Genomic DNA, 22,537 nt, shown 5'->3' with positions numbered 1-22,537 from the left:
ACAGTCGCCCTAGGATGGCCCCGCCCCGCAGCACCAGGATCGCGTAGGCCACGGCCAGTGGCGGTCCCAGTAGCCACGCCGTCGTCATGGTCCTCACCTCGCTGATCTCTGCCCCCATGAGACCACGGAGGACCGACAACACCCGGGCAACGCGCCGGGCTCTTTCCTACAATCGGTGGGTATGTTTCCCGACCTGGTTCGGCGCCCGTTCTGGCGCCGGCGCCCGTGGCTGACGGCCTTCGGCGCGCTCACGCTGTTCTGGTGCTTCCAGCACGGTTGGTACCCGATGGTCGCAACGGGCGCCGCGCTGGCCGCCTACCTGATCATCGCCGATCGCGCGCGCAGCCAAGCCGCCCGGCGCGCAGGCCTGCTGGCACGCGCCCAACACGAGCACGCCTTGACGTTGGCCGGCGATCCGCGCGGCGTGCACGGCCGGTACCCGCCGGTGCAGGCCGGCTGGTTTCCCGACCCGGCCAACCACATCCAGCTCCGCTACTACAACGGCGCCGACTGGAGTTGGCACACCGCGGCGCGCTGAATTGCCCGGTGCGCACCGGGCAATAGTGGTAGGGCCTGTGGTTGGTCATGACGCCGCACGGTCACCTAGCGCACCCACGGAGCGATGATCCGACCCTGCAACGGAGTGCACAGGAGCCCGGAACCCATTGCGCAGCCGCCGGTTTTGGGCAGTTCCGCAGTGCCGGAACGTCGCGGTTGGCTTGGTTGCCCTCGGGCATCGCGGCAGAATCACCTAAACTCCACTACCCATCGAGCATGGACTACGTACGTTGCCAAAGATGCAGCCCAGGAGCAGCCCAGACTCCGGTCAACGCCGCGGTCGCTGGACCGGCGTTCCGCTCGAGGATCGCCAGGCCCGCCGGCGCGGCCAGCTGCTCGACGCCGGGATTCGGCTACTCGGCAGTGCGAAGGGCCCGGCCGTCACCGTGCGGGCGGTGTGCCGCGGCGCCGGCCTGACCGAACGGTATTTCTACGAAAGCTTCAGCGACCGCGACGAATTCATCCGCGCGGTCTACGCCGAGGTCTGCACTCAGGCGATGGTTGCGCTGACCGCGGCGACCACCGCGCGCGACGCCGTCGAGCGCTTCATCACCTTGATGGTCGACGAACCAGTGCACGGCCGGGTGCTGTTGCTGGCACCGAGCGCGGAACCGGTGCTGAGCACCTCCGGGGCCGAGTGGATGCCGACCTTCATCGACCTGCTGCAGCGCAAGTTGACCACGATCACCGATCCGGCGATCCAGGCGATGACCGCGACCAGCCTGATCGGCGGGTTGACCGCGCTGTTCGCCAATTACCTGGAGGGCCGGCTGACCGCCACCCGGGAACAGTTCGTCGACTTCTGCGTGGACCTGTTACTCAATCGGCGTTGAGCGCCGATCCTGCGTCATCAACCGGTCGGCGTACCGGCCGGGTTGTTTTCGTCGAGCAGTTGTTCGTAGCGTTCCTGCTGGGCCTGCGCCTCGCGCTGGGCGGCGGCCGCCGCGTCGGCCTCATCCCGGGCCGCCTTGCCGTACGGGCTGGCCACCGAGTGGCCGGCCTCACCCGGCTGTGCATACGCAGCAGTGCAGTTCAAGTAGAACTGCACCGTGCCGGAGGCATGGCTGAAGTCGTGGCTGGAAACGAATGGTGCGGTCTGGGAACGCTCGACCATGCACTCGCCATCCGGCAGATTGCCGACCCGGGCGGCGATCACGATGGACTGGCCGGAGCTGCTGGCCACGCTGGCCGCATCGTCGTAGGACAGACCTGCATAGGCATCGGCACCCGCCACGCCGGCGCCGAACAGGGCGACTGCGACGCCAGAGATTCCGAGCGCGCCGACGCCGACGACGATGTGCTTATTCACGTGAGGCATCCTCTGCGGATTCAGGTATGGGATCAGGAGTATGTCGCCGGGCAGTGCCCGGCATGTCCCAGATGTTACTCGGCAACGACCATCGCCGCAGGCCACGCGATGCATATCACGCCCGCGACCGACGACACCAAATTGCAATCCTGAACACACCGGGACCAACTTGAATGGTACCGGGGTACACAGATATATTGACTGAGACCGACAGGTACAGATAACTGGGAGGGCCTGTGTCGCAGGACTTGAGTGATCTGCAGCTGCTCCACGAGCTCGAACCCGTGGTCGAGCAGCAGATCAACCGCCACATGAAGATGACGAAGGACTGGAACCCGCACGACTACATCCCGTGGTCGGACGGCAAGAACTTCTATGCGCTCGGCGGACAGGATTGGAATCCCGAGGAGTCCAAGCTCGACGAGGTCGCGCGGACCGCGATGGTGCAGAACCTGCTCACCGAGGACAACCTGCCGTCGTATCACCGCGAGATCGCGATGAACTTCTCGATGGACGGACCGTGGGGGTTCTGGGTCAACCGGTGGACCGCTGAGGAGAACCGGCACGGCATCGCGCTGCGCGACTACCTGCTGGTGACCCGAGCGGTCGACCCGGTGGAACTGGAAATCACCCGGATGGAGCAGGTCACGCGCGGTTTCTCGCCCGGCCAGAACCAGCAGGGCGACCTGTTCGCCGAGAGCCTGTTCGACTCGGTGATGTACGTGTCATTCCAGGAACTGGCCACCCGCGTCTCGCACCGCAACACCGGCAAGGCCTGCAACGAACCGGTCGCCGATCAGCTGCTGCAGCGCGTCTCGGCCGACGAGAACCTGCACATGATCTTCTACCGCGACGTCAGCGCCGCCGGGCTCGAGATCGCCCCGAACCAGGCGATGGCCTCGCTGTACCGGGTGCTGTCCAACTTCCGGATGCCCGGGTACACGGTGCCCGACTTCCGCCGCAAGGCCGTCATCATCGCGGTCGGCGGCGTGTACGACCCGCGTATCCACCTCGATGACGTGGTGATGCCGGTGCTCAAGAAGTGGCGCATCTTCGAGCGCGAGGACTTCACCGGCGAGGGCGCCCGGTTGCGCGACGAGCTCGGCAAGGTGATCACGGAACTCGAGGACGCCTGCGAGAAGTTCGAGGTGGCCAAGCAGCGCCGGCTCGAGCGGGAACGCAAGGTGGCCGAGAAGAAGGCCATGAAGAACCTGTTGGTGACGTCATCAGCAGCAGCATCCTGACGGACCTGCCGCCGTCGGGCAGCCGCAGCACCGTGCCGGCCCGATCCGCATTGCGGATCGGGCCGTTCACGCTGCCCAGTCCGGTGGTGCTGGCCCCGATGGCCGGTGTGACGAATGTCGCTTTCCGGATGCTGTGCCGGGAACTCGAACAGCAACGCGTCGGCACGGTCAGCGGCCTGTACGTCTGCGAGATGGTGACGGCACGCGCCCTGGTGGAACGGCACGCCAGCACCATGCACATGACGACGTTCGCCGCCGAGGAATCGCCCCGTTCGCTGCAGCTGTACACGGTCGACCCGGCCACCACGTACGCGGCAGCAAAGATGATCGCCGACGAGGGCCTGGCCGATCACCTCGACATGAACTTCGGCTGCCCGGTCCCGAAAGTGACCAAGCGCGGCGGCGGGGCGGCCCTGCCCTACAAGCGCAGACTCTTCGGTCAGATCGTCTCAGCCGCGGTGCGCGCCACCGAGTCTGCGGGCATTCCGGTGACCGTCAAGTTCCGGATCGGGATCGACGACGCCCACCACACCCATCTCGACGCCGGCCGGATCGCCGAGCAGGAAGGTGCGGCCGCGGTCGCGCTGCACGCGCGTACCGCCGCCCAGCGTTACTCGGGAACTGCCGACTGGGACGAAATCGCCCAGCTCAAAGCTCATGTCACGACCATCCCGGTGCTCGGGAACGGCGACATCTTCGACGCCCCCGACGCGCTGGCCATGATGGCCAAGACCGGCTGCGACGGCGTCGTGATCGGCCGCGGTTGTCTGGGTCGACCGTGGCTGTTCGCCGAGTTGTCGGCCGCGTTCACCGGCGTCCCGGCACCGACCCCGCCGAACCTTGGGGAAGTGGCCGACATCATCCGTCGTCACGGTGAACTGCTCAGCGCTCACTTCGGCGAAGACAAGGGCATGCGGGACATGCGCAAGCACATCGCGTGGTACCTGCACGGCTTCCCGGTCGGCTCGGATCTGCGCCGCGCGCTGGCGTTGGTGAAGACGCGCAGCGAACTCGACGCGCTGCTGGATCAACTCGAGGTCGATGCGCCCTTCCCGGCCGTCGGCAGCGGTCCGCGTGGCCGGCAAGGCTCCCCCGGCTCGGTGTCGCTGCCCGAGGGCTGGCTGGCCGATCCCGACGATTGCACCGTGCCCGAAGGCGCCGACGCTATGCACTCCGGAGGCTGAATCGAGACGATCTCGAAACCAGGCTTCTCAGGATCTGTCGTTACGATTGGGAACCTGTTTCACTTCGCCCGACTGGCGCGCTGCGCGCTCGGGCTGCTAGAGACATACGAACGGACGCGTTCGTCAGCGCCGACGAACGCCGCACCGCGGGATGCATCACGAACACCGCAGTAGTCGGAGGCTGGAACGGACATGAGTGACGGCGAAAACGCCACTCCTGGCACGTCCGGGCCCGATGGCGCCAATCAGTGGCTTACCCGATCCCGACGCCAACCACCAGCCGCCGCGCCGTGGGAGCGGGCACTGGAAGCCGAAACCGGGTCCGAAACCGCCTCCGAGAGCGATTTGGGGGCCACCGCAGCCGACTCGGACGAGCCCACCGGACGGCGCGCCAGCCGGGCCCAGCGCGCCGGCGGGATCAGCGTGGCCGATCTGTTCGCGAAGGTCACCGGCGACGTCCCGGCCGCCCTGCAAACCCCTCCGGAAGCCGATCCGGAACCGCAGTTCGAGGCCGAGCCGGACGCCGCGGAGGCCACCGACACCGCTTATCTGCACGACGACGTCCAGGACTGGCCGGAAACCGACCGGCTGCAGACCCACGATCTGCGGCAGGCGCTGAACGCGCTGGACTCCGATCACCGGGACGCGTCGGCGGCGCGGACTCAGCTGCTGCCGGCCCAACCGCAGGCGGACCGAGGTAGCGGCAAGCGTCGTCGCCGCTCGATCCTGCTGGCCGGACGCACCGTAGCGGCGCTGTTCGCGGTACTCGCCCTGGTGCTGACCGGCTCGGCTTGGCAGTGGACGGCCAGCAAGAACAACCGGCTCAACAACGTCGCGGCGCTGGATCCCGACTCACGCGACATCCTGGATCCGAACGCGCAGTTCGGTGACGAGAACTTCCTGATCGTCGGGGTGGACAGTCGCTACGGCGAGAACAGCGACATGGGCGCCGGCGACACCGGAGGCGTTGCCGGCACCCGGTCGGACTCGGTGATCCTGGTCAACATCCCGGCCAACCGCGAGCGGGTGGTGGCGGTCTCCTTCCCGCGCGACCTGGCCATCACCCCGATGAAATGCGAGGCCTGGGATGCCTCCACGGGTGAGTACGGCCCGATCTACAACGAAACCGAGGGAGCCTACGGGCCCGAGGAGTGGTACACCGAGACCAAGCTGAACTCCGCCTACGCCGCTGGCGGACCGAAATGCCTGGTCAAGGTGATCCAGAAGATCTCCGGGCTGTCGATCAACCGGTTCATGGCGGTCGATTTCGCCGGGTTCTCCAAGATGGTCGACGCGCTCGGTGGCGTCGAGGTGTGTAGCACCACGCCGCTGGAGGATTACGAGCTGGGCACCGTGCTGGCCAACTCCGGCCGCCAGATCGTCGACGGCACGACGGCCTTGAACTACGTCCGGGCCCGTCAGATCACCACCGAGGTCAACGGTGACTATGGCCGGATCAAACGGCAACAGCTGTTCTTGTCGTCGTTGCTGCGCGCGCTGATCTCCAAGGACACCTTCTTCTCGCTGCGCAAGCTCAACAACGTCGTCAACATGTTCATCAACGACAGCTACGTCGACAACGTCAACACCAAGGATCTGGTGGACCTCGGCCAGTCGCTGCAGGGCGTCTCGGCCGGCCGGATCACCTTCGTGACCGTTCCGACCACCGGCTACGCCGACGAGTGGGGCAACGAGCAGCCCCGCACCGAGGACATCCGCGCACTGTTCGACGCCATCATCAACGACGAACCGCTGCCTGGCGAGAACGACCAGAACGAAACCACCACCCCGGTCACCGCCGCCGCCAAAGAGTCCGAGAACGGCTACTCGACGCCGGAGACGGAATCGAGTAGCCCGGTGACCGAGCAGGTCCACGCGGTCACCATCGACCCTCAAGAGGTCACGGTGCACGTGTCGAACTCCACCCAGACCGCGGGTCTCGGCTCGGCGGCCAGCGCCGAGTTGGAGCTGCACGGCTTCCAGGTCGACACCCCGGACGACTACTCGACCGAGCTGGACGCCACCACGGTGATGTACTCGCCCGGCAACGAGCAGTCGGCCGCCACGGTGGCTGCCACGTTGGGCAACCCCAAGCTGAAGCGGGTGACCGGATTCGGTCAGGAAGTCCACGTCGTACTGGCCTCCGACTTCAGCTCGGTCAGCGCGCCGCTGCCCAGCGGATCCTCGCTCACCATGGATGTGGCGCACGGCTCCAGCAGCTCCCCGACACAGCTGCCCGAAGACCTGACCGTGACCAACGGCGCCGACACCAGCTGCGAATAGGCCCATCGAAGCCGGCGACGTTCACCCCGCGTTCACTCGCTGCTAGATGCCCCGCAAGCTGCAGCAACGTAGTCTGGTGGGCATGCGGACCGCTTACCATGACCAGTTGGCTGCGCTGACCACGCAACTCGCCGAAATGTGTGGCCTCTCCGGGCAGGCGATGGAACGCGCCACCCAGGCCTTGCTGCAGGCCGATCTGGTGCTTGCCGAGCAGGTCATCACCGACCACGAGCAGATCACCGAGATGAGCACGCAGGCCGAGGAGACGGCCTTCGTCCTGTTGGCCTTGCAGGCCCCGGTGGCCGGCGACCTGCGCGCGATCGTCAGCTCGATCCAGATGGTGGCCGACATCGACCGGATGGGCGCGCTGGCCCTGCACGTCGCCAAGATCGCCCGTCGCCGTCATCCGCAGCATGCCCTACCTGAAGAAGTCAACGGCTACTTTGCCGAAATGGGCCGTCTGGCAGTCGAATTGGGCAACAGCGCCCAGGAGGTGCTGCTGTCCCAAGATCCGGAGAAGGCTGCCCGCATCCACGAAGAGGACGATGCGATGGACGACCTGCATCGGCACCTGTTCAGCGTGCTGATGGACCGGGAATGGAAGCACGGTGTCGCAGCCGCCGTGGACGTCACCCTGCTGGGCCGGTTCTACGAACGCTTTGCCGACCACGCCGTGGAGGTGGCCCGCCGGGTCATCTTCCAGGCCACCGGCAATCTCCAGACCTTCGAAGACGCCTGAGACCGAACTCGGGCGGCACGACAAAACGCCGGCCACGACGAATCTCGTCGCGGCCGGCGTTTCACTGCTCGCCCCGGATGCGGCTCAGCCGAACCGCCCGGAGATGTAGTCCTCAGTGGCCTTCTGGGACGGGTTGGAGAAGATCTTCTCGGTGTCATCGATCTCGATCAGCCGGCCGGGCTTGCCGGTGGCCTCCAGGTTGAAGAACGCGGTCTGATCGCTGACCCGGGCCGCCTGCTGCATGTTGTGCGTGACGATGACGATGGTGAAGTCCTGCTTGAGCGTCGAGATCAGGTCCTCGATCGCCAGCGTGGAAATCGGATCCAGGGCCGAACACGGCTCGTCCATCAGCAGCACGTCCGGCTGCACCGCGATGGCCCGCGCAATGCACAGCCGCTGTTGCTGACCGCCGGACAGCCCGCCGCCGGGCTTGTCCAACCGGTCCTTGACTTCGTTCCACAGGTTGGCGCCCCGCAGTGAGCGCTCCACGGTCTCGTTGAGCACACCGCGGTTGCGCACACCCTGCAGCTTCAGGCCGGCGACCACGTTGTCCCGAATCGACATGGTGGGGAACGGGTTCGGGCGCTGGAAGACCATGCCGATGGTCTTGCGCACACCGACCGGGTCGATGCCGGGGGCGTAGATGTCTTCGCCGTCGAGCAGCACCGAACCCTCCACCCGGGCGCCGGGGATCACCTCGTGCATCCGGTTGAGGGTGCGCAGCACGGTGGACTTACCGCAGCCGGACGGGCCGATGAAGGCCGTCACGCTGCGCGGCGGAACCGCCAGTGAGACATCGGCCACCGCGTGGAACGCGCCGTAGTAGATGTTGACGTCTTTGAGGTCGAGTCGCTTCGCCATGATCGATCAGTAGTCCTTGTCTGTCCGGAGAGCTTCGCTCAGACCTTCTTGGGGGCAAAGAATTTCGCGGCGAACCGGGCCGCGATGTTGAGCAGGGCGATCAGCAGGATCAGGGTCAGAGCCGCACCCCACATCCGGTCGGTGGGGACCGGGTTGGCCCCGGCGCCGGCCGAGGTCTGGTCGTACATCATGCCCGGCAGCGAACCCATGAACCCGCCCATCATGTCGAAGTTGATGTTCTGGGCGTAGCCCACCAGGATCAGCAGCGGCGCGGTCTCACCCATCACCCGCGCCAGCGCCAGCATGATGCCGGTGACGATGCCCGACAACGCAGTCGGAATCACAATCCGGACAATGGTTTTCCACTTCGGCACACCCAGTGCATAGCTGGCTTCACGCAGGTCCATCGGCACGATGCGCAGCATTTCCTCGGTGGCCCGCACTATCACCGGGATCATCAACAGCACCAGCGACAGCGAGACCGCCATGCCGGAACGTTCGAACCCGAAGCTGGCCACCCACAGCGCGTAGATGAACAGCGCGGCCACGATCGACGGCACACCGGTGAGGATGTCGACCATGAAGGTGGTCAACCGACCCAGGCGGGTTCCGCCGCCGTACTCGACCAGGTAGATGCCGACGAACACGCCGATCGGCACCGAGATGATCGCGCACACCAGGCCCTGCAGCAGGGTGCCGACGATCGCGTGATAGGCGCCACCGCCGGCCATGAACGCGGTCATCCCGGCCTGCGAGTTCAGCCACCAAGTGCTCGAGGTGACCGCCCCGAAACCCTTGGCCACCACCGAGTACAGCACCCACAGCAGCGGTATCAGCGCAACCAGCACCGATCCGGTCACCAGGACGGTGGCCAGCTTGTCGGTGATCTTGCGGCGCAGACTGACACCCTGGAAGGTCTCGGCCTTGACCGGGCGGTCCAGCGTCGAGGTGCTCATGACTTGCCCTTCCCGGCCACCGCGGCGCGGGCCAGCGAGTTGACGACGAACGTCAAGATGAACAGCACCAACCCGGCGGCGATGTAGGCGCCGGCCTTGTACACGTCGTTGAATTCCGAAGCCGCCGCAGCGATCAGGCTGGCGAAGGTGTAGCCGCCGTCGAACAGCGACCAGCTGAACGCCTTCTGGGTGCCGCGCAGAATGATCAGCAACGCGATGGTCTCACCGAGTGCGCGACCCAGGCCCAGCATCGCGCCGCTGATGTAGCCGGACATCCCGAACGGCAACACCGTCGTGCGCACCACTTCCCAGCGGGTGGCCCCCAGGGCCAGCGCGGCTTCGATCTGGCCGCGCGGGGTCTGGACGAACACCTCACGGGTGACCGCGGTGATGATCGGCAGGATCATCACCGCGAGCACGATGCCGGCGGTGAACACCGTGCCGCCGCCGGCCACCGACGCGTTGCCGGTGGCGAACAGGAAGAACCAACCGAAGTGCTCGTTGATCCAGGTCGCGAACGGCCGCAGCACCGGGGCGAGCACGTACAGGCCCCACACGCCGTAGATGATCGACGGCACCGCGGCCAGCAGATCCACCATGTAGGCCAGCGGGCCGGCCAGTCGGCGCGGTGAGTAGTGGGTCAGGAAGATCGCGATGCCCAGCGCGATCGGCATCGCGAGTACCAGCGCGAACAGCGACACGAACACCGTCACCTGGAACAGTTCGGCGACCCCGAACTGCATCGCCGAGGTGTCGGTGGTGACCCAGTTCCCGCCGTAGAGCAGGAAGTTCACCTCGTTGCGGGCCAGCGCCGGCAACGCCCGCCACAGCAGGAACAGCCCGATCGCGGCGATCAGGACGACCATCAGGACGCCGGAGCCCTCCGAGAGCGCCCGGAAGATCCGGTCGCCGATGCGGACCTTGGCGCCCCGCCGCGGATCGGTGGCGGTGGGTTCGGGCTGCGGGATCGGCGACGCGACCACCGGCGCGGAGCCGGCGTCCATCGGATTCGGCGTCGTCATCGTCGCGGTCCCGTCGTCGTTCGCGTCGCTAGTCGATCTCGTCATGCTTCCTCATCGATCCCGATGCAGCTAACGCAATTACTGGATGGCGTCGATGGCGCTGGACAACCGTTCCTTGAACTTCTCCGGCAGCGGGGCGTATCCGGCCTGGGCCAGTCCGGTCTGGCCCTGGTGGGCCGCCACGTTCAGGAAGGACTTCACCGCAGCCGCGGTGTCGGCGTCGTACCCGGCCGAGCAAACGATGTTGTAGGTGGCCAGCACCAGCGGGTAGGCACCCGGTTCGGTGGTGCCGTACAGCGAGTCCAGGTCGAGCACCAGGTCGTGGCCCTCGGATGCGAAGGTCGCTTCGTCGATGGCCTTGCCCGCGGTTTCGTCGGTCAACTCGACCGGACCGTTGCCGGTGTCGATCTGCGCAAACGGCAATCCGCCCTGGTCGGCGAAGCCCTTCTCGACGTAGCCGATCGAACCGGGGGTGGACTGCACGGCCTGGACCACGCCGGCCGACTTCTGCGCACCCTCACCGACGCCGCCCTGGAACTCGCTGCCGGCACCCTTGGTCCAGGTCTGCGGCGCGGCGGTGGCCAGGTACTTCTGGAAGTTGTCGGTGGTGCCCGAGGAGTCCGACCGGTAGATCGGGGCGATGTCCTGCTCGGGCAGCTCGGTGCCCTCGTTGAGTGCGGCGATCGCCGGGTCGTTCCACTTGGTGATCTGGCCGGAGAAGACCTTGGCCAGCACGTCCCCGCTGACCACCAGGGTGTCCACACCGTCGAGGTTGTAGGCCATCGCGACCGGGCCGAACACCAGCGGCAGGTTCCACGCCGGGTTGTCGCCGCAACGCGCCGCTGCGGCCGCGACCTGATCACCGGACAGCGGCGAGTCCGAACCGGCGAAGTCGACGTTCTTGGCGATGAACTGCTCGCGGCCGGCGCCCGAACCGGTCGGGTTGTAGGACAGGTTCTTGCCCGGGCACAGCTGGCCCCAGACCTGGTTGAACATCGCGACCGCGTTCTGCTGGGCGGTCGAGCCCTCTGCGGTGACGTCGTTCTTGCCGCTGCAATCCACGTCGCCGGAGGCGTCCACCGCGGGGCCACTGGGCACGTTCTGGTCGGTGCCGCACGCGGTCAGCGTGAGCCCGACGATCGCCGTCGTCGACATGGCGGTGAGAACAGAACGTCGAAAGTTGCGCTTCACGAATCCGCTTCCTGTGCTGTGGCTGGGATTGGGCTGATCTGCCCGGGTTCCGGGCAAAACGTATGCGGCCGTTGTGGACGGCAACCCAGTGGAAGGTGAACGCAGGGTGAACAGAACGGTGAACGCCCGGTTTCAGGCCCAAACCGCGGCAAACGCGGTGTCCACCGCGTGCACCCCGAAACCGAGCGTCTGGTAGGTGCGCACCGCGGCGGTGTTGTCGGACTCGACGTAGAGCAGCACGGTGGGATCCTCGGCCGAGGCCAGCACCCGGGCCAAATGCTCGAGTCCCACCAGGGTCAGCCACCGGCCCAGGCCGCGGCCCTGGGCGTCCGGGTCCACCCCCACCACGTACACCTCGCCGAGCCCGGGCTGGTCGGGGTGCACCTTGGTCCAGTGGAACCCGAGCAGCCGATCGGTGGTCTGATCGAAGGCCAGGAACAGACCCGCCGGATCGAACCATTCCTCGGCGCGCCGCTCGGCGAGGTCGGCCGCGGTCAAGCCACCCTGCTCCGGGTGCCAGGCGAAGGCCACTTTGTTGACCCGCAGCAGTTCGGTGTCGTCGTCGGGACCGGCATAGCTGCGCAACCGGACACCGTCGGGCGTTTCCGAGGTCGGCAGCCCGGCCAGCGGCCGGCGCATCTGCAGCAGCGCGCGCACCTCGGTCAGTTCCAGCGCGGTCGCCGTCGCGCGCGCGGCGGCCAGGGTGCCGTGCGCCCAGAACCGGCTGCGTCCCTGGGAACGTTGCACCGCGGCCCGGATCAACGCCGAGCCCAGTCCCTGGCGGCGGGCGTCGGGCTCCACCACGAGTTCGGACATCTGGGCGCTCAGGTTCAGATAGCCGCGCACCGTGCCCTCGTCGAGGGCCAGCAGGTGCTCGGTCCGGTCTTGACCCAACTCCCGCAGCACCTGCTCGCCGACGGGTGCCACACCATCGAATTCAGTTGCGGCCGCGATGATTTCACGTACTGGCTGCTGCTCCTCGGCGGACAGCCGGGTGCGCCAGACCAACTGTCTCACTGCGTCGGTGCCGGGTCGGCGAACTCGTCGGCGAGAACTCTCGGATCGGCTCCGTCGTCGACGTCGTCGGCGTCGTCGTCCGGTGCCGGCGTGCGTCCGCGCGCGGGCCGCACCGCCTTGTAGCCGACGTTGCGCACGGTCCCGATCAGCGACTCGTACTCAGGACCGAGCTTGGCCCGCAACCGGCGCACGTGCACGTCCACCGTGCGGGTGCCGCCGAAGAAGTCATAACCCCACACCTCCTGCAGCAGCTGGGCCCGGGTGAACACCCGACCGGCGTGCTGCGCCAGGTACTTGAGCAGTTCGAATTCCTTGTAGGTCAGGTCCAGCGGCCGGCCCCGCAACCGCGCGGTGTAGGTACCTTCGTCGATCACCAGTTCACCCAGGGTGATCTTGCCTGCGTTCTCCTGATTGGCCGCGCCACCGCTGCGGCCGACCAGCAGCCGCAGCCGCGCGTCGATCTCGGCCGGCCCGGTACCGGGCAGCAAGATCTCATCCAGGCCCCATTCCACGTTGACGGCCACCAGACCGCCCTCGTTGACCACGGCCACCACCGGCACCGAGGTGCCGGTGGACCCGAGCAGCCGGCACAGTCCCCGCGCGGCGGCCAGATCGGTACGGGCATCGACGATGGCGACGTCGGCCGAGCCGGCCTCGAGCAACGAGGACACCTCCGTCGGCGCGGTCCGCACGTTGTGTGCCAACAGCGACAGGGCCGGAAGAACGGCCTCAGGTTGTGGGTCGACGGTGAGTAGCAGAAGATCCAACAGGCCCTCCAGTGAACGACCGGTTTCGTGGCCGACACATCGTCGTTACCGACCAGGGTGCTCTAACGATAGCGCTCCGGATGCAGATCAGCCGCGTTGTGATCGCCATTTGGGCCCGAATCCGGCGCCGCGTGAACCGGTGCAGGCACCCGGTAGGACACAATGACGGCGTGCGCAAACTGCTGATCGGCACTACTGCGTCGGTGTTGACCGTCCTGCTGGTGGCGATCGGCGTGGACTTCGGCGCCGCGATCTACGCCGAGTACCGCTGGGCGCGCTCGGTGCGTAGCGCCGCGCAACTGAACTGGGATCCTTCGGTGGCGATATTGGGTTTCCCGTTCATCACCCAGGCCCGCGCCCACCAGTACGACGAGGTGGAGATCAAGGCCGTCGGGGTGGACCATCCACACGTGGGCCGCGCGGCCCTGGAGGCCACCATCCACAGCGTCCAGCTGCCCGACTCGTCGTGGCTGGTCAGTCCCGATTCCGAGTTGGCGGTGCGCAAACTGGAAAGCCGCATCATCATCGACTCCGCGCACCTCGGCCGGTTCTTCGACATCAAGGACCTGATGGTCGAGGCGCCGCCGCGGGAAACCAACGACGCCACCGGCGGCACCACCGAGTCCGGCATCTCCGACAGCCACGGCCTGGTGTTCACCGGCACACCGCACGCGGCCGGTTTCGACCGCAAGGTCAGCGTCGCGGTGGACCTGTCGATCGACGACGACACCACGCTGGTGTTCACCCCGACCGGGGTGCTCACTGGCCCGAACACCGCCGATCAGCAGGTGCCCGCCGAGTTCGAGGCCGCGGTGCTCGACGCCTTCCGCGCCGAACTGCCCGATCAACGGCTGCCCTTCGGGGTCACCCCCACCAGCCAGGGGGCGCGCGGCTCCGACGTGATCATCGAGGGCATCACCGAGGGAGTAACCATCGCGATGACCGGGTTCAAACGATCATGAGCATCGAAGTCGTGATCCTGATCGTGATCGTGGTGCTGGCGCTGGCGTACCTGGCCGGCCGGCTGGTCACGTTGCGGTCCGGGATGCTGCGGGCCGCCGAAGCCGCGGCCAACGTCGACCTGTCCGATCTGGACCTCGGGCTGTCCGAAACCGGGCCGACGATCCTGCACTTCACCGCTTCCTGGTGCGGGCCGTGCGCTGCCGTGCGGCGGGTGGTCGACCAGGTCTGTGAGCAGCTGCCGCAGGTCGCGCATGTCGAGGTGGACATGGACGCCAATCCCGAAGCGGCCCGGCGGTTGTCGGTGCTGTCCCTGCCGACCACGCTGGTGTTCGACGCCCAGGGCCATCCGCGCTACCGCGCCACCGGCGTGCCCACCGTCGCTGACCTGCGCTCGGCGCTGGAGCCTCTGTTGGCCTGAGCAGCGCGACATTGGGTAGCATGTCCGACGTGCCAGTCCGCGTCGAGCTTTCGCTCACCACCCTCCGCGCAGTCGATCTGCGCTGTTTCGCGGGCTGTTGCTGTTGTTGTCATAGCTGCTGAGCCGCCGCGTGGTCGCCACGCCGCACTTGGGAGCAGTCCCAGTCGTGGTCTGTTCCTGTCCAGCCCCAGACCACAACAGGAGACTTTCCGTGCCAACCAAAACCTCAGACCCCACGCTGGTCGACGTTCGCGGCCCGCGGTTCGCCGCATGGGTGACCACCGCCGTGCTGGTCGGCGTGCTGCTGCTGTCGGCGGTCGGCACCAGCGCCGCCGCGGCACTGCTGGCCGTCCAGGCCGTGATCTTCGCCATCGGAGCCTGGCGCGGTCCGCGTCAGCATCCGTACGGCCGGTTCTTCGCCCGGTTCATCGCGCCACGGCTGAGCCCGGTCACCGAGCGGGAACCGGCCGCGCCACTGCAGTTCGCGCAACTGGTCGGCCTGATCTTCGCGGTGGCCGGCGTCGCCGGTTTCGCACTCGGAATCGCCCACCTCGGCGTGACTGCGGCCGCATTCGCCCTGTTCGCGGCATTCCTGAACGCGGCCTTCGGCCTGTGCCTGGGTTGCCAGCTCTTTCCGTTGGTGGCCTGGCTGCGCCGCGCCCCGGCCGAAGCCGCGCCGTAGGGCTTTTGCACCGACCCGAAAATCACATCCACAAACCCGAATCATCCCGAAAGGACCCGCTATGGCTCGTGCCGATGTCCTGGTCTCCGCAGACTGGGCCGAGAGCAATCTCGACGCACCGAACATCGTCTTCGTCGAGGTCGACGAGGACACCAGCGCCTACGACACCGGACACCTCCCCGGTGCGGTGCGGCTGGACTGGAAGACCGATCTGCAGGACCCGGTCAAGCGCGACTTCGTCGACGCCCAGCGGTTCTCCAAGCTGCTCTCCGAGCGCGGCATCGGCAACGACGACACCGTCGTGCTCTACGGCGGCAACAACAACTGGTTCGCCGCCTACGCGTACTGGTACTTCAAGCTCTACGGCCACCAAGACGTCAAGCTGCTCGACGGCGGCCGCAAGAAGTGGGAGCTCGACGACCGCGCCCTGACCACCGACACCACCCAGCGCGCCCCGACCAGCTACACCGCCCAGGACCCGGACAACTCGATCCGCGCCTTCCGCGACGAGGTGATCGCCGCGATCGGCACCAAGAACCTGGTCGACGTGCGCTCCCCCGACGAGTTCTCCGGCAAGATCCTGGCCCCCGCACACCTGCCGCAGGAACAGAGCCAGCGTCCCGGCCACGTACCCACCGCGATCAACGTGCCGTGGAGCAAGGCCGCCAACGAGGACGGCACCTTCAAGTCCGACGAGGAACTGGCCAAGCTGTACGCCGACGCAGGTCTGGACGGCACGAAGGAGACCATCGCGTACTGCCGGATCGGGGAACGCTCCTCGCACACCTGGTTCGTGCTGCAGGAGCTGCTCGGACACAGCAACGTGAAGAACTACGACGGCAGTTGGACCGAATACGGCTCCCTGGTGGGGGCCCCGATCGAGTTGGGAAGTTGATTATGTGCTCTGCACCCACGCAAGGACAGGCCGTGCCGGCCGGCGTCGACCTGGAGAAGGAGACCGTGATCACCGGTCGCGTCGTCGACGGCACCGGCCAGACCGTCGGCGGCGCGTTCGTACGGCTGCTGGACAGCTCTGAGGAGTTCACCGCCGAGGTGGTGGCCTCGGCGACCGGTGACTTCCGTTTCTTCGCCGCGCCCGGCACGTGGCGGGTGCGCGCGCTGTCCAAGGTCGGCAACGGCGACGCCGTGGTGGCCCCGACCGGTGCCGGCGTCCACGAGGTCGACATCAAGGTCGCCTGATCGCTGTTCCCGCGCGGGTGTGCGGGTCATCTCGCTGACCGAACCGAAAAAGTGAGATTTCCCGCACGCCCGCAACGGCATCCGATGAGGTACCGCCCCGAGGCAGGAACTAGACTCGACCCGTGGTTTTGTTCTTCGAATTCCTCCTGGTCGCCGCGGTCGTCGTGATCACCTGGTTCGCGCTCTACGCGCTGTATCGCCTGGTCACCGACGAGTCGTGAGCGACGCCCACCCGGATTCCGGCCCTGCGCCCGACTCCGGTGCAGGCACTCCGTCCGCGGGCATCGAGCGCGGTTCCGGTGATCGCGCCATGGCCACCGCCGCCGAGCGGGCCAAGACCACCGCGGAACTCAACGTCCCGGGCTTCGACGATCTGCCGTTGCCCGACACCGCCAACCTGCGTCAGGGCGCCGATCTGCACGACGCGCTGTTGGCCTTGCTGCCCCTGGTCGGCGTCTGGCGCGGTGAGGGTGAGGGCCGCGGACCGAACGGCGACTACCGATTCGGTCAGCAGATCGTGGTCTCGCACGACGGCAGCGACTACCTGAACTGGGAAGCCCGCTCCTGGCGGTTGACCGACGACGGCGCAGTGGCCTCGCATGGCCTGCGCGAAACCGGGTTCTGGCGGTTCGTCAGCGACCCGGCCGACCCGTCCGAAGGCCAGGCCATCGAACTGCTGCTGGCGCATTCCACCGGATACGTCGAACTCTTCTACGGCCGGCCGCTGACCCAGTCGTCCTGGGAACTGGTCACCGACGCACTGGCCCGGAGCAAGTCCGGTGTGCTGGTCGGCGGCGCCAAGCGGCTGTACGGCATCGTCGAAGGCGGCGACCTCGGCTACGTCGAAGAACGGGTCGATCCCGACGGGGGCCTGGTCCCGCACCTGTCTGCCCGACTGTCCCGCTACGTCGGCTGAGTGCCGAACCGATCCCCCGGAGGCGTGTTGATCAAGTTGCGTTCCGCGACGACGACGGTGGCCGCGGCGCTCTGCGCCGTGGCGCTGGCCGGTTGCGGGTCCACCGAGAATCCCCCGGCCGAGTCCTCGGCGCCGGTCGAGCACGGTGCGTTCGCACACTGCCTCGAAGAGCACGGGGTCAGCGAGTCGTCGGCCTCGCCGGTCGGCCCGCCGGCCGACGTGGACCAGGCCGTCTGGGCCGAGGCGATGCGGGCCTGCGCCTCGGTGGCACCCGGGCCGGCCGCCACCCCCTGAGCCACACCGACCAGGCACGACCGCACGTCCCCCAGACATGGAGCGGCCCCCGAGCCGTTGTTCCAGGTCGGACGAAACCGGGGGCTCGGGGGCCGGGTAGCTGCGTGGAATTCGCCGGCGCGTGCAGGTGATTCCTCGCCTGCTGCAGCTAGCGCGCAGCCACCTCACATGTCCATAAGTCAATCACTTCTCGGACCACCTCCCTTCCTGTGTACGGCCGACCGTACCCGGCCACCCGGCTGCCGACAACAGGTTTTTCTCCCGCTCAGCGCGCGCCGCTGACGGCGATGTCGACCAGCTCGGCGAACTCGGCCGCGAAGTCCGGGGTCGGCAACGGCCGACCGTCCAAGTTGCGCACCCGGGCCGCCAGCGTGATCGAGGAGATCAACCAAACTCCTTGTGCAGTAAGCAAGTCCGCAGGCTTGAGGGCGCGGTAGTCGCAGTCGTAGCCCTTGTCGCGGGCGACCTCGAACAGCGCACGCTGGGTGGTGCCGCGCAGGATCGGATACCACGGCGGCGGGGTCAGCAGGCAGCGGGTGCCGTCGGGTTCGGTGCTTGCGATCACCACCGTGGACCGCGGCCCCTCCAGCAGATGGCCGTCGGTGCTGACGAAGACCACGTCGTCAGCACCCACCGTCTCGGCATGCCGCAACGCGGCCATGTTCATCGCGTACGAGAGCGTCTTGGCGCCGGCCAGCAGCCACGGCATGGTGTCGCCGGCGTCCAGCGGCAGTCCGCGCGGCAACGTCACCGCGGCGATCCCGTCGCGGCGGGCGGCCGCCACCCGGGCCGGCAGCGGGCTGACCATCAGGAACGCCGTGGGCGCCGAACCGCTCTCCCGGCCGCGGCTGTACACCAGCCGCAGCGCGCCCTCGTCGTCGGTCGAAGCCGCCCACTCGCGGGCCGCGACACCGATCGCCGAGCGCCACGCCGCCAGATCCGGGGCGGGTAGCCCCATCAGATTCGCCGAGTGCGCCAGCCGGGCCAGGTGCGCCTCCGGCAGGCACGCTGCGCCGTCCCGGACCAGCAGCGTCTCGAAGATCCCGTCGCCGCGTACCGCTGCCAAGTCGTCGGCCATCAGCAGCGGGGTGTCCGGGTCGTGGACGACTCCGTCGAGCGTGACCAGCACAGCCATGGAGCCCAAGCGTAGTGGCCGGACCGTAGAGTTGAGTCGTGTCAGCCGTCCCCGCACCCGACCCAGGCCCCGACGCCGGTGCCGTATGGCACTACGGCGACCCACTCGGCGAGCAACGCTCCGCGACCGACCACGCGGTACTGATCGATCGATCCCATCGCGGCGTACTCACCATCGGCGGCGCCGAACGGCAGAGCTGGTTGCACAGCATCACCAGTCAGCACGTCGCCGAGCTGCCCGACGGCGCCTGCACCGAGAACCTGATCCTGGACGGGCAGGGCCGGGTCGAGGAGCACTGGATCCAGACCGAGCTGGGCGGTCTGACCTACCTGGACACCGAGCCGTGGCGCACCGAACCGCTGCTCGCCTATCTGACCAAGATGGTGTTCTGGGCCGACGCCCAACCCGCACGCGCCGACTTCGCCGTGCTGTCGCTGATCGGCCCCGCGCTGGACACACCGCCGATGCGCGCCGCGCTCGCGGTCGACGAACTGCCGGCCGAGATGACCGCCGTTGCGCTGCCCGGCGGCGGTTTCCTGCGCCGGATGCCGAGTGCGGTACCGACGGTCCCGGAGCTGGATCTGGTGCTGCCCAGCTCCGAGTTACCCGGGTGGCGTGAACGCCTGGTGGCTGCCGGCGCCCGGCCCGCCGGGGTGTGGGCGTTCGAGGCGCACCGGGTGGCCGCGCTGCGGCCGCGGCTGGGCGTGGACACCGACGAGCGCGCCATCCCGCACGAACTGAACTGGATCGGCGGACCCGGCCAGGGTGCGGTGCACCTGGACAAGGGCTGCTACCGGGGTCAGGAAACCGTCGCCCGGGTGCACAACCTGGGCCGGCCCCCGCGCATGCTGGCGCTGCTGCACCTCGACGGCGGCGCCGACCGGCCCGCTCCCGGGGACGCCGTGCTGGCCGGCGGCCGCGCAGTGGGCCGCGTCGGCACCGTGGTCGAACACGTCGACCTCGGTCCGGTCGCGCTGGCACTGCTCAAACGCGGACTGCCCGCCGACACCGCGCTGACCATCGGAACCGACCCCGGTATCGCGGCGGTGATCGACGCCGATTCACTGCCCGAGGCCGACGTCGCAGGCGCCGGTAGGCAGGCCATCGACCGCCTCAACGCCAGCCGGCGAACCACCGCGAATGGTCGTTGACCTGCCGGTGATGCTGCTCATGGCCGGGGCTGGCAGCACTTCGCGGCGCGGCACGGTAAGCTGTCCGGCAGGACAATAAACACACACACAGATCGGAGCCGCCTGATATCGGGCCGCTCCGTTATTGCGCGAGGGGGTTCCCCCATGGGCCGCGGCCGGGCTAAGGCAAAGCAGACCAAGGTTGCTCGAGAGCTTAAGTACAGCTCCCCACAAACCGACTTCGAGCGGCTTCAGCAAGAGCTGTCGGGTACGTCGAACGGAAACCACGACGACCTCGATGACCGCTGGGCCGACGAAAGCGAGTGGCGGCCCTAAACCGCCAGTTCGGTCCCAGGCCCGCTAGAACCTGGGATGCTGTCCGACCAACGTGGCACGTGAGGTGTCCTTACCTCCCTTGTTGACCGTGCCCAAGGTCCAGCATTCGATGTGCCGGGCAGTCAGGATGGCCAAGGCGCGGTCGGTGTCCTCCGGCGCGACGACGGCAGCCATCCCGACGCCCATGTTGAACGTCTTCTCCATCTCGGCCCGCTCGATGCGTCCGCGCTGAGCGATCAGACCGAACACCGGAGCCGGCGTCCAGGTGCCCCGATCCAGTTCGGCGACCAGACCGGGCGGGATCACCCGGGCCAGGTTGCCGGCCAGTCCACCGCCGGTGACGTGGCAGAACGTCCGCACCTGGGCTTCGGCAGCCAACGCCAGGCAGTCCTTGGCGTAGATCCGGGTGGGTTCGAGCAGTTCCTCACCCAGGGTGCGGCCGAACTCCTCGACGTGCCCGGCCAGGTTCATCCGGTCGATCTCCAGCAGCACCTTGCGGGCCAGCGAGTAGCCGTTGGAGTGCAGACCCGAGGAACCCATCGCGATGACCACGTCACCGGGACGCACCCGCTCGGGCCCCAGCACGTCGTCGGCTTCGACCACGCCCACCCCGGTGGCCGACACGTCGTAATGATCCGGGGCCATCAGGCCCGGATGCTCGGCGGTCTCACCACCGAGCAGCGCCGCGCCGGCCTGCACGCAGCCCTCGGCGATGCCGGCCACGATGGCCGCCACCCGCTCCGGCACCACCTGGCCGACGGCGATGTAGTCCTGCAGGAACAGCGGCTCGGCCCCGCACACCACCAGGTCGTCGACCACCATCGCCACCAGGTCGATACCGATGGTGTCGTGCTTGTCCATCGCCTGGGCAACCGCCAGTTTGGTCCCGACGCCGTCACTGGAGGCGGCCAGCAGCGGTTCGCGGTACCCGCTGCGCAGTGCGAACAGTCCCGCGAAGCCACCCAACCCGCCCCGCACCTCGGGGCGGGTGGCACGGGCTGCCAGTGGCTTGAACAGTTCGACGGCGCGGTCGCCGGCTTCGATATCGACTCCCGCCGTCGCGTAGGAGATGCTCTGCGAAACGTCGGGGTCTTTGGCGCAATCCGTCATCGTGGGTCAATCTACCGGTCGCGCCCGACGGCTGCCCACGGCCTGGGTATCCGCTCGGGTTCTGCGCCACCCGGCGCCGCCGCGTTTGGTGCCGTGCGCGCCCAGCCCGCCGCATAGGCTCGACTCATGACCGACTCCGCCTTACCCATGCTGCCCGGTGCGGGTGGCCGACGACGGTTCCCGGAGATCAGCTCCCGGGCCTGGGAGCATCCTGCCGATCGCACCGCGTTGACCGCGCTGCGTCAGCTGCGAGGTTTCGATCAGCTGCTCAAGGTGATCTCCGGGCTGATGCGCGAGCGCCAGTACCGGCTGCTGTACCTGAGCAGCGCGGCCCGGGTGGGTCCGCGCCAGTTCGCCGATCTGGACGGACTGCTCGACGAGTGCGCGGAGATCTTGGCTGCGCCGCGCCGCCCGGAGTTGTTCGTCATGCAGTCCCCGTTTCCCAATGCGTACACGATCGGGATGGATGAACCGTTCATCGTGATCAGCTCGTCGCTGTACGACCTGATGGACCATGACGAGCTGCGGTTCGTGCTGGGCCACGAACTCGGGCATGCGCTGTCCGGGCACGCGGTCTACCGCACCATGCTGATGCACCTGACCCGGTTGGCGTCGTCGCTGGGCTTCATGCCGATCGGCGGATGGGCGTTGCGCGCAATCGTGGCGGCCCTGCTGGAGTGGCAGCGCAAATCCGAACTGTCCGGCGACCGGGCCGGGTTGTTGTGCGCCCAAGACCTCGACGTCGGGATCCGGGTCCAGCTCAAGACGGCCGCCGGCGCGCACCTGGACAAACTCGACAGCCAGGCGTTCCTGGCCCAGGCCCGGGACTACGAACGCGCCGGGGACCTGCGCGACGGTGTGCTCAAGTTGCTCAACCTGGAGCTGCAATCGCATCCGTTCTCGGCGTTGCGCGCCGACGCGCTGACCAAGTGGGTGGATTCCGGCGGCTACGGCGCGGTGTTGGCCGGCAACTATCCGCGCCGAGGCGACGACGACGCCGGGAGCTGGCGCGATGATGTCTCCGCCGCTGCCCGCCATTACCGGGACGGTTTCGACTCCTCGCAGGATCCGCTGATCCGCGGGATCCGGGACGGCCTGGGCGGCTTCGTCGACGGGGTCGGTCAGGCTGCCACCAATGCCGCCGATACGGTCGGACGCAAGGTCACCGAGTGGCGGAACAACGCGCGGGCCCGTTCCTCCGACGCGGCGGACTAGCCGAGCG

General features: G+C 67.8%; 25 protein-coding genes. 16 read left to right on the top strand and 9 right to left on the bottom strand.

Annotated features, from left to right (window positions below; genetic code table 11):
- Positions 1-181 precede the first annotated feature (181 nt).
- Both AC5Y3P_RS00865 and AC5Y3P_RS00860 read left to right on the top strand, forming a co-directional pair.
- Entirely contained in the window at positions 182-538 is a 357-nt protein-coding gene (locus tag AC5Y3P_RS00865; RefSeq protein ID WP_500043996.1) for a DUF2510 domain-containing protein, read from the top strand.
- A 259-nt stretch (positions 539-797) separates the two neighbouring features.
- Entirely contained in the window at positions 798-1,391 is a 594-nt protein-coding gene (locus tag AC5Y3P_RS00860; RefSeq protein WP_500043995.1) for a TetR/AcrR family transcriptional regulator, read from the top strand.
- Positions 1,392-1,408: 17 nt separating this feature from the next.
- Here the strand turns inward: AC5Y3P_RS00860 and AC5Y3P_RS00855 are convergent, their stop codons facing one another.
- A complete protein-coding gene (locus tag AC5Y3P_RS00855) occupies positions 1,409-1,867 on the bottom strand; it encodes a hypothetical protein (RefSeq protein WP_500043994.1) in 459 nt (152 codons plus the stop codon).
- 236 nt (positions 1,868-2,103) lie between these two features.
- Here AC5Y3P_RS00855 and AC5Y3P_RS00850 point away from each other — a divergent pair, with 236 nt between their 5' ends.
- From AC5Y3P_RS00850 to phoU, 4 genes are all read left to right on the top strand, one after another.
- Positions 2,104-3,111: an acyl-ACP desaturase gene (locus tag AC5Y3P_RS00850; protein WP_500043993.1), complete on the top strand. Its 1,008-nt coding sequence runs from the start codon at positions 2,104-2,106 to the stop codon at positions 3,109-3,111.
- 32 nt (positions 3,112-3,143) lie between these two features.
- Positions 3,144-4,295 carry a tRNA dihydrouridine synthase DusB gene (gene dusB, locus AC5Y3P_RS00845; RefSeq protein ID WP_500043992.1) on the top strand — a complete coding sequence of 384 codons (1,152 nt, stop codon included), beginning with the start codon at positions 3,144-3,146 and terminating at the stop codon, positions 4,293-4,295.
- Between the two features lie 192 nt (positions 4,296-4,487).
- Positions 4,488-6,578 (top strand): LCP family protein, encoded by a 2,091-nt coding sequence (locus AC5Y3P_RS00840; RefSeq protein WP_500043990.1) that lies wholly within the window; start codon positions 4,488-4,490, stop codon positions 6,576-6,578.
- Between the two features lie 82 nt (positions 6,579-6,660).
- Entirely contained in the window at positions 6,661-7,317 is a 657-nt protein-coding gene (gene phoU / locus AC5Y3P_RS00835) for a phosphate signaling complex protein PhoU (protein ID WP_500043989.1), read from the top strand.
- Between the two features lie 84 nt (positions 7,318-7,401).
- On the opposite strand, the gene pstB is transcribed toward phoU, so the two are convergent.
- The 6 genes from pstB to AC5Y3P_RS00805 form a co-directional block, all read right to left on the bottom strand.
- The gene (pstB, locus tag AC5Y3P_RS00830) at positions 7,402-8,178 is read right to left on the bottom strand and encodes a phosphate ABC transporter ATP-binding protein PstB (RefSeq protein WP_500043988.1); all 777 of its coding nucleotides are present in this window, start codon (positions 8,176-8,178) and stop codon (positions 7,402-7,404) included.
- Positions 8,179-8,216: 38 nt separating this feature from the next.
- Positions 8,217-9,134, bottom strand: coding sequence for a phosphate ABC transporter permease PstA (gene pstA / locus AC5Y3P_RS00825; RefSeq protein ID WP_500043987.1), 918 nt, complete (start codon positions 9,132-9,134; stop codon positions 8,217-8,219).
- Positions 9,131-10,156 carry a phosphate ABC transporter permease subunit PstC gene (pstC, locus tag AC5Y3P_RS00820; RefSeq protein WP_500044261.1) on the bottom strand — a complete coding sequence of 342 codons (1,026 nt, stop codon included), beginning with the start codon at positions 10,154-10,156 and terminating at the stop codon, positions 9,131-9,133. The genes pstA and pstC overlap by 4 nt, the downstream gene beginning before the upstream one ends.
- 78 nt (positions 10,157-10,234) lie before the next feature.
- A complete protein-coding gene (gene pstS, locus AC5Y3P_RS00815) occupies positions 10,235-11,311 on the bottom strand; it encodes a phosphate ABC transporter substrate-binding protein PstS (protein WP_500043986.1) in 1,077 nt (358 codons plus the stop codon).
- A 168-nt stretch (positions 11,312-11,479) separates the two neighbouring features.
- Positions 11,480-12,364, bottom strand: coding sequence for a mycothiol synthase (gene mshD / locus AC5Y3P_RS00810; protein ID WP_500043985.1), 885 nt, complete (start codon positions 12,362-12,364; stop codon positions 11,480-11,482).
- Complete coding sequence (locus AC5Y3P_RS00805) at positions 12,361-13,134, bottom strand: winged helix-turn-helix transcriptional regulator (RefSeq protein WP_500044260.1); 774 nt, start codon at positions 13,132-13,134, stop codon at positions 12,361-12,363. The genes mshD and AC5Y3P_RS00805 overlap by 4 nt, the downstream gene beginning before the upstream one ends.
- 167 nt (positions 13,135-13,301) lie before the next feature.
- On the opposite strand from AC5Y3P_RS00805, the gene lmeA reads away from it, so the two are divergent.
- From lmeA to AC5Y3P_RS00770, 7 genes are all read left to right on the top strand, one after another.
- A complete protein-coding gene (gene lmeA / locus AC5Y3P_RS00800) occupies positions 13,302-14,093 on the top strand; it encodes a mannan chain length control protein LmeA (protein WP_500043984.1) in 792 nt (263 codons plus the stop codon).
- Positions 14,090-14,512: a thioredoxin family protein gene (locus AC5Y3P_RS00795; RefSeq protein WP_500043983.1), complete on the top strand. Its 423-nt coding sequence runs from the start codon at positions 14,090-14,092 to the stop codon at positions 14,510-14,512. The genes lmeA and AC5Y3P_RS00795 overlap by 4 nt, the downstream gene beginning before the upstream one ends.
- A 211-nt stretch (positions 14,513-14,723) precedes the next feature.
- Positions 14,724-15,194: a DUF4395 domain-containing protein gene (locus AC5Y3P_RS00790; RefSeq protein ID WP_500043982.1), complete on the top strand. Its 471-nt coding sequence runs from the start codon at positions 14,724-14,726 to the stop codon at positions 15,192-15,194.
- A gap of 61 nt (positions 15,195-15,255) precedes the next feature.
- Complete coding sequence (locus AC5Y3P_RS00785) at positions 15,256-16,089, top strand: sulfurtransferase (RefSeq protein ID WP_500043981.1); 834 nt, start codon at positions 15,256-15,258, stop codon at positions 16,087-16,089.
- Positions 16,090-16,091: 2 nt separating this feature from the next.
- Positions 16,092-16,394, top strand: coding sequence for a DUF1416 domain-containing protein (locus tag AC5Y3P_RS00780; RefSeq protein WP_500043980.1), 303 nt, complete (start codon positions 16,092-16,094; stop codon positions 16,392-16,394).
- A gap of 310 nt (positions 16,395-16,704) precedes the next feature.
- Positions 16,705-17,310 carry a heme-binding beta-barrel domain-containing protein gene (locus AC5Y3P_RS00775; RefSeq protein WP_500044259.1) on the top strand — a complete coding sequence of 202 codons (606 nt, stop codon included), beginning with the start codon at positions 16,705-16,707 and terminating at the stop codon, positions 17,308-17,310.
- A 27-nt stretch (positions 17,311-17,337) separates the two neighbouring features.
- Positions 17,338-17,604, top strand: a complete 267-nt coding sequence (locus tag AC5Y3P_RS00770) for a hypothetical protein (RefSeq protein ID WP_500043979.1) — start codon at positions 17,338-17,340, stop codon at positions 17,602-17,604.
- Positions 17,605-17,869: 265 nt separating this feature from the next.
- Here AC5Y3P_RS00770 and AC5Y3P_RS00765 read toward each other — a convergent pair whose 3' ends face one another.
- Positions 17,870-18,733 carry an aminodeoxychorismate lyase gene (locus AC5Y3P_RS00765; protein WP_500044258.1) on the bottom strand — a complete coding sequence of 288 codons (864 nt, stop codon included), beginning with the start codon at positions 18,731-18,733 and terminating at the stop codon, positions 17,870-17,872.
- Between the two features lie 44 nt (positions 18,734-18,777).
- Between AC5Y3P_RS00765 and ygfZ the strand changes: the two genes are divergently transcribed.
- Entirely contained in the window at positions 18,778-19,890 is a 1,113-nt protein-coding gene (gene ygfZ / locus AC5Y3P_RS00760) for a CAF17-like 4Fe-4S cluster assembly/insertion protein YgfZ (RefSeq protein ID WP_500043978.1), read from the top strand.
- A gap of 144 nt (positions 19,891-20,034) precedes the next feature.
- Positions 20,035-20,205 (top strand): DUF3073 domain-containing protein, encoded by a 171-nt coding sequence (locus AC5Y3P_RS00755; RefSeq protein ID WP_500043977.1) that lies wholly within the window; start codon positions 20,035-20,037, stop codon positions 20,203-20,205.
- 24 nt (positions 20,206-20,229) lie between these two features.
- On the opposite strand, the gene purM is transcribed toward AC5Y3P_RS00755, so the two are convergent.
- Positions 20,230-21,315 (bottom strand): phosphoribosylformylglycinamidine cyclo-ligase, encoded by a 1,086-nt coding sequence (gene purM / locus AC5Y3P_RS00750; RefSeq protein WP_500043976.1) that lies wholly within the window; start codon positions 21,313-21,315, stop codon positions 20,230-20,232.
- A 126-nt stretch (positions 21,316-21,441) separates the two neighbouring features.
- On the opposite strand from purM, the gene AC5Y3P_RS00745 reads away from it, so the two are divergent.
- Positions 21,442-22,530 carry a M48 family metallopeptidase gene (locus AC5Y3P_RS00745; RefSeq protein ID WP_500043975.1) on the top strand — a complete coding sequence of 363 codons (1,089 nt, stop codon included), beginning with the start codon at positions 21,442-21,444 and terminating at the stop codon, positions 22,528-22,530.
- The last annotated feature ends 7 nt before the right edge of the window (positions 22,531-22,537 follow it).

Source organism: Mycobacterium sp. NGS45 (assembly GCF_059812645.1).
Note: the sequence above shows the minus strand (reverse complement) of the source record. Positions and strands in the feature narration are given on the sequence as shown.